Source organism: Streptomyces sp. NPDC054796, from assembly GCF_053611545.1.
Map to the genome: position 1 here is coordinate 1 of NZ_JBSHAO010000109.1, position 10,315 is coordinate 10,315.

The window sequence follows — 10,315 nt, forward strand, 5'->3', positions numbered from 1 at the left end:
GGCGCGGTGGCGGCCCGCTTGCGGGTGGCGCGGTCCACGGTGAGTAACCTCGTGCGGGTGATGTCGGCTGCGGGTCTGGTGGAACGGGTCCGGTCCGCTCACGATCAGCGGACCGTGGTTCTTACTGCGTCCCGGGAGGCTCTGGAACTGTTGGAGTGCTATGACCGGGCCAGCGCTGCGACGCTCACTCGGGTCGTCGATGAGCTGTCCCCCGCTGACCGGGTTGTGCTCGCCCAGGTGCTGCCCGCGCTGGGCCGTCTCGTGACCACGCTGGAAGCGACGGACGAGGCCGGGGGTCGTACTTTCCTGCGGTGAGGGTGAACCCGGCGTCTTGGGTGTTGGTGTCGACCGCTTTGGTGGTGGCGAGGCAGAGTGCGGGGCGTACCGCCTTCCCTGCGCTGCCCTCGGTCGGCCGCCCGTCTGTGTCGTGTCAGCCCAGGTGGTAGCCGGTTTCGTGTCGTGTGGCCGAGAGGCGGGTATTCACGTGTTCTTCCAGGTGTGCCCTCATCCGCCGCCGGGCCCGCTCCAGCAGTTCGGCGCCGGTGCGTTTCATGGACTCCATGGTGGGTGCGTGCATTGCTGTTTCACCTGGTCTCTTCTGCTGGTCTCTTGCGGGGGCGGTCGGCGCGAGCGGTCGGATTCCCAGGTAAACGTGTGGTTCGGCGTCGGTGGAAGGGGCGACGGTCTGGCGGGGTCGTGAATGTGGTGAACGGGTCCAACGCGCGTGAATTGTCTGGGAGTTGGCGGGGTCAGGGTCGTCGCCTGTGGGGGGGGGGCGGGGTTCGCCGGGGTTCGTGGTGAGTTCGATGATCCGGTCGTGGGTGTGGTCGGTGGCGTGGATGGTGCCGGTGTGTTCGTTCATGGCGGGCCTCGTGGGCCGGCTCCCTCGATGGTGGCGTGTTTCTTCTTCTGGAAGGTGCGGCTGTCGGTAGGTGGCGGGGGGTGAAGGTGCTGGTCCGCATGGTGTCGGGTGTGCTGTCCGCGGCGGCTTCGCGTGAGTGCGGTATGGGGGGGGGAGGGGGTGAGGTGCTTTCCGGTCCGCTGGCTGTAGAGGGAGATGCTGTTGTCGCGGGTGCCGGTGTTCCGGACGGTGTCGTGCTCGTCGTGGACGTCGGTGCCGTAGGCGGGCTCGATTCCGCCGGACGCAGTGGTGCCCGCCGGGTGCGCCGTCTCGGTTTTCGGTGTGCCGGGGTCGGCCTTCACCGGGTGGGAGTTGGTGGCCGGGGCCGGGGGCTGCCCCGGCGAGGCGGTGATCCGCAGTGTGTCGTGCCGCTCGGAGTGGGCGGACTGGTGCAGGCCCCGTGCGAGCGGTGCCGAGGTGGCGCCGACGTCGGAGTGGTGGCGACGGTTGGCGTGGTCGCTGCTGGTGGCTGTTGCGGCGTCGGCCGGGGGGAGGGTGCCGTCGGCTGTGAGGGCCGCGGTGGTGGCGGCGAGGAGGGGTCGGTGGTCGGGCGGGGTCATGGTCTGTCGTTCTCCCTTGTGGGTTCGACGGTGGGTAGGGCTGGTGTGTGGGGGTGGTGTGTGGCTGGGTCGGCTTGTGCGCTGCCGTTGCTGTCGGGTGAAGGTAGGGCAGGTCTTGGTGGGTGCTGTGTCGTGTCGTGGTTGGTGTGTGGGGGTGGGTGGCTTGGTGGTGTCTTTCCGGTTCTGGCTTGCCTGTTGGGAAAGTCGGGGGTATCTTTCCTGGTAGGAAAGTGGGGAAGGGGTCTGGCACGCGCGCGCTGTCTGGGCCCTTCTCGGGCTCCAAGGCGTGGGGGAGGCGGTGACTGTGGGCGTGTCGGTGGATGCCGAACAGGCGTGGAGGGATCTGCAACGGATCCGGGTGCCGCAGGAGCGGGTGTACGACGAGATCGAGCGGTCCGCGTCGGGTGGTCCGGGTGCGGTGTACGCGACGGCCGTGCTGATGTGGGTCTTCCTGGCCGGCCTCGGTCTGGATCCGCCCCCGTGGGGGGTGGGGCTGCTCCTCGCCGTGTACGTGATGCTGCTGGGAGGGCTGGCCGTGTTCTACCACCGCAGAAGCCGGATGCGGCTGCACCGCTCCCGCTGCAACTGGCGGATGAGCGCCACGTTCGTCGCGGGAGCGGTGGTGACCAGCGGGACGGTCCTGCTGTCCGGCCATCTGGTCGAGGCGCTGGAGCCGATAGTTGGCAGCCTGATCCGGGCGACGGTCTCGGCAGGTGTGTTCCTGCTGGTCATCGGGCCGACGAGCCGTTGGGCGGTCGGCTCGCTGCGTGGCCGCGGTGAGTGTGCGGCTCCCGAGGGGGCGGGCCGATGAGCACTCCCGAGGGTTTCGACGAACTGATCCATCCCGCCACCCGGTTGTCGGTGGTCGCGCTGCTGGCCACCACCGAGTGGGCGGACTTCGCGTTCATCCGCGACAGTCTCTCGCTCAGTGACTCCGCGCTCTCCAAACAGCTCTGCACCCTGGAAGGGGCCGGATATCTGGAGATCCACAAGGAGGGCGGCGGCCGTAGGCGCCGCACGAGGGTGCGGCTGACGGACCACGGGCGCATCGCCTTCGAGGGGCATGTGGCGGCGCTCCGGGCGATCGTCGAGGGCGCGGGGCACATGTCGGTGCCCGTTCCGGAAGCGATGGAGAACGATGCTGCCGGGGCCGTCGCGAGCGAGGCGACGAGGCAGCACCATGTGGAGGCAGGGCGATGACGACGCCGGGGCGCACGCCTGTGCCGCCCGCCCTGCCCGCACGGCCTTCCGGGCCCGTCCTGTCCACCGCCGCCCGGCCTGTCATCCGTGTACGTGGGCTGGCGATGGCGTACGGCGGTGTCGATGTGCTCCACGGTATCGATCTGGACATCCGCCGCGGCGAGGTCTTCGCGCTGCTCGGCCCCAATGGTGCGGGCAAGACCACCACGGTCGAGATCCTGGAGGGCTTCCGGCGCCGCTCGGCGGGGGAGGTGCGGGTTCTGGGAGAGGACCCGGAGCGGGGTGGTGATGCCTGGCGTGGGCGGATGGGGCTGGTCCTGCAGTCCTGGCGTGATCACTGTCGTTGGCGGGTCGCGGAGTTGCTGGGTCACTTCGCGACGTACTACCCGGACCCGCGTGACCCGGCCGAGCTGCTGGCGCTGGTCGGTCTCACCGGCCGGGCCGGGCAGCAGGTGGACCGGCTGTCGGGTGGTCAGCGGCGGCGGCTGGACGTCGCGCTCGGTATCGTCGGCCGCCCCGAACTCCTCTTCCTGGACGAGCCGACCACCGGCTTCGACCCGGAGGCGCGGCACGAGTTCCATGTGCTGGTGGAACGGCTGGCGCGCGAAGAAGGTGTCACCGTCCTGCTCACCACACACGATCTGGCGGAGGCGGAACGCCTCGCCGACCGGATCGCCATGCTGGTCGGCGGCCGGATCCGCGCCTGCGGCACCCCCTCGGAACTGGCCCGGGCCGCTGCTGCGCGGGCCGAGGTCCGCTGGATGTCGGGGGACGGGACGGTGCGTCGTGAACGCACCGTGGACCCCTCGCGGCTGGTGTGGGAACTCCACCGGGAGGCAGAGGGCCCGATCGCCGGTCTGGAGGTCCGCCGTCCGACGCTGGAGGACACCTATCTGCACATGGTCCACCGCGAGGACGACGGCACGGATGGCTCGGCCGGGGCCGTGGACGGAGAGGGACGGGCCGCATGAGGGGGACACCCGTGACGGACATGCCGAACAAGCACGGCGACGGGCCGGATGTGGCGGGCGGGCCCGTCGGCAGGGCGCGGAAACCGGGTGTCCCCGCTGGCCGTTTCTGGCGTGCGGGACTGGTGCGTGGCGGTATCGAGCTGCGGCATTTTCTGCGCAGCCCCAAGGAGCTGTCGGGCCAGTTGACCAATGTGGTGGTCGCGCTGCTGATCGCGGCCTACGTCAGCGACGAGGTGCCCGGCACGCACACCCCCATGGCCCATATGGTGCTGGCGGGTCTCGCCGCTTATCTGCTGGTGCAGATCGGTCTGGTGAATCTCCCGCAGATGCTTGTGACCGAGCGGGAGGAGGGTGCGCTGCTGCGGCTGCGGGCCACGCCTGGCGGGATACCGGCCTATCTCGTCGCCAAGTGCCTGCTGGTGGTCGTCATGGCAGCCGGCACCCTGGCCCTGCTCCTGGCGGCCACGGCGCTGCTGGCGGACGGGCCGCTGCCGCGCGGGCCGGGCGGCTGGCTGACGCTGCTGTGGGTCACCACGCTCGGGCTGCTCGCCGTCGTACCGCTGGGCGCGGCACTGGGCGCGGTGCTGCCCAATCCGCGCGAGGCGCTGGCGTTGATCATGCTGCCCGTGATGGGGCTGCTGTTCACCTCGGGCGCGGTCTTCCCGATCACCTCGCTGCCGGTGGTGGTGCAGCAGGCGGCCTCCGTCTTCCCGCTCAAGTGGATGGCACAGGGCCTGCGCTCGGCGCTGCTGCCGGACACCGCACGGGCCGCCGAGGCGGCAGGCTCCTGGGAGCTGCCGATGGTCGCGGGGGTACTGGCCGCCTGGGCACTCCTGGGATTCCTCCTCGCGGTTCCTCTTCTGCGCCGCGCCGCCCGCCGCGAGTCCGGCTCCCGTCTGACCGCGCGTCATCACAGGGCTGCCCGGAGCGGGGCGATACCCGCGTAAGCCGCCCGCTGGCCGCACCTGTGGGACAGCGCGCCTCTGCGGTCACCGGGTTCCAGCGGCCGCGGGGCGCACTCGGCCCGGGGGGCGAGGGCTGATGTTCCGGCCGGGTGTGTGGGGGGTTATGCGGCCCGCAGGCGGTGCGTGTCGCCGTCGAGCAGGGCGCTCACCCGCCCGGCGCTCTCCCCGACGCTCTCCCCGCTGGTGTCGATCACGTGGGGTTCCATCAGTCCGAGGTCGGCGAACCGGTCCCACATCAGTCCCAGCGGGCTCTGGTCCACGAGGGCGCCGGGCTCGGTGCGGGCCATGGCGCGGGCGAGTGTGACCTTGCGGCGGGGGCGGAGCACGACGTAGTCGGCCCTCGTGCGCCAGGCCGCCGCCATCGCCGTGCGGAAATGGTGCAGCATCCAGGGGCCGACGACTCCGTCGACCACCGTGACGAACCCGCCGGAGGCGTAGGTGAACGCGGCCCCCGCGATCACGGACAGCACGGTCTGGTTCTGCGCGTCGGAAGCGGGCTCGTAGGGCGGGACGGACCCGGCCACGATGTAGCTCCAGAAGTCGTCGGTGTGCAGGTGCACCGCACGCTCGTGCCGTGCTGCGATCCGTCGCGCCACGGTCGACTTGCCGGCGCCAGGCGGGCCCGCCAGGACCACGACCCTGCCGCCGACGGCGGGGGCGCTCCCCGTCACCGGCCCGTCTCCCGCGCGGCGGCGGGGCCGTCGAGGAAGCGCAGCAGCACCGCTGCCTCCTCGCGCAGGCGCGCCGCACGGTCGGCGTGTGCGGGCGCGGTCAACTGGGCCGCGGCCTCCAGGCGTTCGGTGGCCTCGGCGCGTACGACGTCCACCACACCGTGCTCGCTCAGCTCCTGCCGCGCCGCTTCGGTGGCCCCGGCACCGGCCGGTGACCGCTCAAGGGCCACACCACGAAGCTCGGCCTCGGCCACGGGCGCCGCTTCGGCGTTGTCCAGTGCGGCGAGTGTGGCCCGCAGGGCGCTCACCGCGGCCTTGTCCCGGGCACGCATCGCTTCGGGCAGTGCTTCACGCATACGAAGACGCAACGACATGCCCGTGACCCTATGCGGGTGGCCCTGGGGGAACAACGCGATATGTGTGCGGCGCCGGCCTCGCGGGTCGTGCCGTGTGATGTGTCCGCCGACGCGGCACCCGGGACGTCACGTCCGTCGCCGCGGTGGCCCTGAGGGCTTCGCGTCGTGGGGTCCGGTCTTCTGTGGCTGTGCGTGGGGAGTTGGGGGAAGGGTGCTGCCTCGGCTCGTACCCGTCCTTGGTCACGCGTCCTTGGTCAATCGGGCCCGTGCTCCGGCCTGTGCTCGGATTCGGGTTTCGCTCGGGGGTCTGGCTGGGGTTCCGGTGGCTGGGGTCAGGCGTTGCCGCTGAGGAGTCCTGGGGAGTCGGCGGGGAGGGTATGGCCGGGGGTGGCGGTGGCGGGGGTGGTGCTGGTCAGGGCGGCGATGGCTGCGAGGACGGTGGCGGCGAGGGCGGTGCGTGCGGTGAACATGATTTTATTCCGTTCTTGGCGAGCTGGGTGTTTCGCGCGAGTGTAGGGCTTTTCTGTGGGCGTGGTGGTGCAACGCCGGGTTTCGTGCTGTGCAGTTCTGCCGGTCCGGGAGGGGTGGGCGGGCGCGGTGTGGTGTGGAGGCGTGGGGGTGGGGGTGTTGGTGGGTGTGGTTTTTTGCCGAGGAGACCCGGGGGGAGGGCTGGCGGTGTTCGTGGGGGGCGGGGGTGTGTCATGTCGTGGAGGGCAGGTGGATCAGTCCTGCGTCGGTGGGGCGGAAGCCGCAGGCGTTGAGGTAGAAGGGGCGCAGTTCGGGGGTGAAGTCGACGTGGAGCCATTCGCAGCCTGCGGTGCGACTTCTCACTTCGATGCCACATTCGTTTCTCATATGGATGTCATACGTCGTCGCTGGTCAGCTCTTTGATTGGGTGACACACAATGAGAATTCGTGTTGACATGATGTGAGAATCCCCAGCGCGCCGGGATGAGAACTCCTTGGCGGTCCTGTTCCAGACCGCTGTGTTCGGTGGCTCGTGTGTGGCAGAAGGAAATCGGAATCTGTTGCCTGCTGCCTGTCAACATGATTGCCGCGGGGCAGGATGATTCCCTGCGAGTGCGGGGGGGCGGGGGCTGAGGCTTACCCCACCGAGCGGTCAGTCATGGAATGGCGCCCGCATGCACGTGGAGGGGACGCGGCCCCTGTGCCGGTCATCGTGTACGTGTCCGGCTGACCTCCGTGTGTGCGGAGAAGACGTAGTTCTCGGGTAGGAGCACACCGTCGCCGACGGCTGACCCCCGGTTGTACGGGGAGGACACCACCAAGACCGCCCGGATCATCATCCCCGTCGAGTGACCCCCGCGTGTACGGGGAGGACTTTGCCGAGCAAGTACCCGGCCTGACTCGCAGGGAGTGACCCCCGCGTGTACGGGGAGGACCCTCGGCGGCCTGCGGTGTTTGGCGGCCTGGGGGCGGATTTTACTCGCTTTTGCCCGGGGGAGGGCTTGGTATGGCCCTGGGGAATGCTGGGTTGAGGGTACACCGCAAACGGTGTTGGCCGGTTCCTGGCGGAGGCTGCTGGCGGGGGTTTGTGATGCGGCAGGATTCCCGCACTGTCTTTTCGTCGTGTGGCGCTTGTTGGAGGGAACTGGTTGTGGGGGTGCGGGAGGATGCCCGGCGTGGGGGGATCGATCGGTCGCCGTGGGGGAAGTTCGACCGGGGGGAGCTGGCGGTGTATTCGCTGCTGTTCCATCTGCTGGATGTGGCGGCGGTCGCGGGGGAGGTGTGGGACCGGTATCTGACGCGGGGGCAGCGTCGGCTGGTCGCCCGCGGCCTGGGTGTGTCGCTGGGGGAGGCCCGGTCGTTGGTGATGTTCTTCGCCGGACTGCACGATCTTGGGAAGCTGTCGCGTTTCCAGGAGCAGGAGGCGCGTCCGTGGGCGCGGGTGAGTGAAGGGCTGCGGGCGGATACCGGGGGCTGGCAGCGTATGCCGCATGAGCGGGCGTCGATGCACGCTGTGCTGGGGCTGCTGGAAGAGGCCGGGTATGCCGTGGATGCTTCGGACAGTCCGGGGGTGCGGGTGGCGCAGATCCTGGGCGGCCACCATGGCCGGTTTCTGCAACTGGACCTGGAGGGTGCGGCTTCCGCGGCGCGGGCCGCCCTGGCCCTGGGCGGCGGCGCCTGGCAGGATCTGCGCCGCCGCTACTTCGCTCTGCTGCGCCATCTGACCGGTGCGGAGGCGGTCCCGGACCGGGTGTCGGTCCCGGCCGCGGTGCTGATCACCGGTGTGGGGATCATCGCGGACCGGCTGGCCAGCCAGCGGCACTACTGGCTGCCCAAGGCACAGGCACCTGCCTTCGGCGCCGGTGAACATTACGCCCAGGCGCTGGAGGACGCCCCGGGCCTGGTCGAGGAGTCCGGGCTGAGGCGCATCAGTCTCCCCGAGGTGTCTTTCGCCCGGGCCCACCGGGGCGTTGCGCAACCGAACGATCTTCAGGCGTCCGTGATGCGGCAACTGCCCCCTGCGGTGGGGGAGAAGGGGCCAGGCATCCTGGTCGTCACCGATGTCACCGGAGGCGGGAAGAGCATCACCGCCCTGGAGGCGGCACGGATCTTCAACGCCGGCGGTGAGAGCGCCGGCGTCCTGTGGCTGCTGCCCACCACCGCTACCGCGGATGCCGCCTACGAGTCGCTCGAGGCGTACGTCGCGGCGCACGGACCCGAGCATGCCCCGGTCTCCTTGGTCTACAGCCACGCCCATACCAACGCCGCTTACACCGAGCGCCGTACCGCGGTCCATGAGCCGCTGACCACGGACGAGTTCTGGCCCGGCCTTGACGACGCCGGATGGGAGGCGGGGGCGGGGCGGCCCGAGGAGCGGGTGACGGTCCCGGACGGGTGGCTGCGCGGCTGGGACAGGGCGTTGCTGGCGCAGTTCACGGTCGCCACCCACGACCAGGCCCTCATGGGTGCGCTTCCGGTGCGCTTCAGCGCCCTGCGCCTGCTGGCGCTGTCGGGGCGCACCGTCGTCCTCGACGAGGTCCACTCGCTGACCCCGTTCATGCGGCAGCTGCTGGGCCGTCTGCTGCACTGGCTGGGTGCGCTGGGCTGTCCGGTCGTCCTGCTCTCGGCCACCCTGCCCGCCTCCACGAGCAACGAGCTGGTGCGCCACTACCTGGCCGGTGCGGGCCACTCGCCCCGGGCCCTGGCGGGCACCGACTTCGCTCCTGCCTATCCGGGCTGGATCTTCGCCGCTGCCGCCGATGCCTCCTGGATCCGTATCGATCCGGCTGCGGCCGACGCGCACGCGGGGCGCCACCGCCGCAGTGCCGGCATCCGCATGCACCCGGTGCGCCATCCCTCCTGCACCGATCCCGAGGGCGCGGCGCCCCGCGAGGGCCGGCTGGAGCGCATCACCGCGGAGATCGCCCCCCTCGTGGCGGGCGGCGGCTGCGCGGCCGTGGCGTGCCAGACCATGGACGACGCCCAGGAGACCTACCGGCACCTGCGCCAGGCCCTGGAGTGGCCCGGTGGGCCTGAGGGGCAGCTGGTGCTGCTGCACGCCCGGATGCCCGGCCATGAACGCGAGGCGCTCACCCGCACGCTCCGCGGCCGCCTGGGCAGGTCGGGCCGACGGCCCGGCCTGCTGGTGCTGGTGACGACCAGTCTCCTGGATACGAGTCTCGACATCGACGTCGATGTGATGGTCAGCGACCTCACCTCGTTGGAGCGGCTGCTGCAACGGCTGGGCCGCCTGTGGCGGTTCGAGCACCTGTGGGGGGCGCAGGGATCCCGCAGGCCCGCATGGCTGGCCTGCGAGCGGGGCCCCCGGCTGATTGTCCTGCAGCCCACCGACCACCACGGCCGCACTCTGATCCCGCCCGCGTGGCGCGCCCTGGAACCGTCCTACTTCCCCGAGGCCGCCGCCGACCACCTCGCCCGTCAGCCGGGAGGCACCCTCGCCCTCACGCTGCCCGACGATGTCGCGGACCTGGTCGAGAAGGTGCACGGGGACACCCCGCACCACGCCCCCGCCACCCCCGCCCTCACAAAGCGCCACGCCGCCTACCAGAGCCGGCGCCGGGTGGAGGAACACCACAGTGTCCTGCACCTGATCCCCGCTCCCCGGCACACGCTTTCCCTGGCCGACCTGCACCAACAGCGCCTCCACGCACGCGAGGCCGCCACCCGCCTGGGCGCCATGCCCCGCCGGCTTCTGCCCGTCTACCGGACCAGCGGCGGAGGTCTGGCCCTCGATATGCACGGCACCCGGCCCTTGCGGCTGGAGGGGGAACTGACCAGCACCCACATCCGCGTCATCCTCCAGCACACGCTGCCGGTCCCCGCCGCATGGGTCGCCGAGCGCGGCCGCGAGCACCAGGTCCCCGCCTGCTGGAGGAAGCACGCCCTGCTGGCCGATCTGGTGCTCCTGCCGCACCAGGCCGCCGAGCCCGGCCGGGCCGCGCGGTTCGGCCGCCACACCTTGCGCCTCGACCCCGTGCTGGGGCTGGTCCACGGCCGCGCCTGAGCGCGCCCGCGGCAGACACCGCGCCGGGGCCGGCTACCGGCCCCGGCGCCGAGCCCGCCGTCGGTGGGGGGGGGGGCCGGGGGCCCGGGGGGGTGAGGGTGAGGAGGGTGGCTTCCGGGGGGCAGGCGAAGCGGACCGGGGTGTAGCGGTTGGTGCCGCAGCCCGCGGAGACGTGGAGGTAGGAGGTGCGGCCCTCGGC

General features: G+C 71.2%; 11 protein-coding genes and 2 pseudogenes. 6 read left to right on the forward strand and 7 right to left on the reverse strand.

Going from position 1 to position 10,315, the window contains the following annotated elements; translation table 11 throughout:
• The coding region (locus tag ACWGJ2_RS39285; protein WP_453351200.1) for a MarR family winged helix-turn-helix transcriptional regulator at positions 1–315 on the forward strand (315 nt) is incomplete at its 5' end.
• A 115-nt stretch (positions 316–430) separates the two neighbouring features.
• On the opposite strand, the gene ACWGJ2_RS39290 is transcribed toward ACWGJ2_RS39285, so the two are convergent.
• Positions 431–553 (reverse strand): hypothetical protein, encoded by a 123-nt coding sequence (locus tag ACWGJ2_RS39290; RefSeq protein WP_453351201.1) that lies wholly within the window; start codon positions 551–553, stop codon positions 431–433.
• 305 nt (positions 554–858) lie between these two features.
• On the reverse strand, positions 859–1,461 hold the full coding sequence (locus ACWGJ2_RS39295; RefSeq protein WP_453351202.1) for a hypothetical protein: 603 nt from the start codon (positions 1,459–1,461) through the stop codon (positions 859–861).
• 304 nt (positions 1,462–1,765) lie between these two features.
• Between ACWGJ2_RS39295 and ACWGJ2_RS39300 the strand changes: the two genes are divergently transcribed.
• From ACWGJ2_RS39300 to ACWGJ2_RS39315, 4 genes are all read left to right on the forward strand, one after another.
• Complete coding sequence (locus tag ACWGJ2_RS39300; RefSeq protein WP_453351208.1) at positions 1,766–2,272, forward strand: hypothetical protein; 507 nt, start codon at positions 1,766–1,768, stop codon at positions 2,270–2,272.
• Complete coding sequence (locus ACWGJ2_RS39305; RefSeq protein ID WP_453351203.1) at positions 2,269–2,661, forward strand: transcriptional regulator; 393 nt, start codon at positions 2,269–2,271, stop codon at positions 2,659–2,661. The genes ACWGJ2_RS39300 and ACWGJ2_RS39305 overlap by 4 nt, the downstream gene beginning before the upstream one ends.
• Positions 2,662–2,765: 104 nt before the next feature.
• Positions 2,766–3,632: an ABC transporter ATP-binding protein gene (locus tag ACWGJ2_RS39310; protein ID WP_453351209.1), complete on the forward strand. Its 867-nt coding sequence runs from the start codon at positions 2,766–2,768 to the stop codon at positions 3,630–3,632.
• A complete protein-coding gene (locus ACWGJ2_RS39315; RefSeq protein WP_453351204.1) occupies positions 3,629–4,579 on the forward strand; it encodes an ABC transporter permease in 951 nt (316 codons plus the stop codon). The genes ACWGJ2_RS39310 and ACWGJ2_RS39315 overlap by 4 nt, the downstream gene beginning before the upstream one ends.
• A 119-nt stretch (positions 4,580–4,698) precedes the next feature.
• Here the strand turns inward: ACWGJ2_RS39315 and ACWGJ2_RS39320 are convergent, their stop codons facing one another.
• The 4 genes and pseudogenes from ACWGJ2_RS39320 to ACWGJ2_RS39335 form a co-directional block, all read right to left on the reverse strand.
• Positions 4,699–5,268 carry an AAA family ATPase gene (locus ACWGJ2_RS39320; protein ID WP_453351205.1) on the reverse strand — a complete coding sequence of 190 codons (570 nt, stop codon included), beginning with the start codon at positions 5,266–5,268 and terminating at the stop codon, positions 4,699–4,701.
• The gene (locus ACWGJ2_RS39325) at positions 5,265–5,600 is read right to left on the reverse strand and encodes a hypothetical protein (protein ID WP_453351210.1); all 336 of its coding nucleotides are present in this window, start codon (positions 5,598–5,600) and stop codon (positions 5,265–5,267) included. Before ACWGJ2_RS39325 ends, ACWGJ2_RS39320 begins: the two co-directional genes overlap by 4 nt.
• A gap of 356 nt (positions 5,601–5,956) precedes the next feature.
• Positions 5,957–6,094 carry a hypothetical protein gene (locus ACWGJ2_RS39330; RefSeq protein ID WP_453351206.1) on the reverse strand — a complete coding sequence of 46 codons (138 nt, stop codon included), beginning with the start codon at positions 6,092–6,094 and terminating at the stop codon, positions 5,957–5,959.
• 229 nt (positions 6,095–6,323) lie between these two features.
• A pseudogene (locus ACWGJ2_RS39335) lies at positions 6,324–6,452 on the reverse strand (GNAT family N-acetyltransferase); the annotation flags it as partial.
• Positions 6,453–7,182: 730 nt separating this feature from the next.
• Between ACWGJ2_RS39335 and ACWGJ2_RS39340 the strand changes: the two are divergent.
• Entirely contained in the window at positions 7,183–10,116 is a 2,934-nt protein-coding gene (locus tag ACWGJ2_RS39340; RefSeq protein ID WP_453351207.1) for a CRISPR-associated endonuclease Cas3'', read from the forward strand.
• A gap of 88 nt (positions 10,117–10,204) precedes the next feature.
• Here ACWGJ2_RS39340 and ACWGJ2_RS39345 read toward each other — a convergent pair.
• Positions 10,205–10,315, reverse strand: a pseudogene (locus ACWGJ2_RS39345) (metallophosphoesterase); the annotation flags it as partial.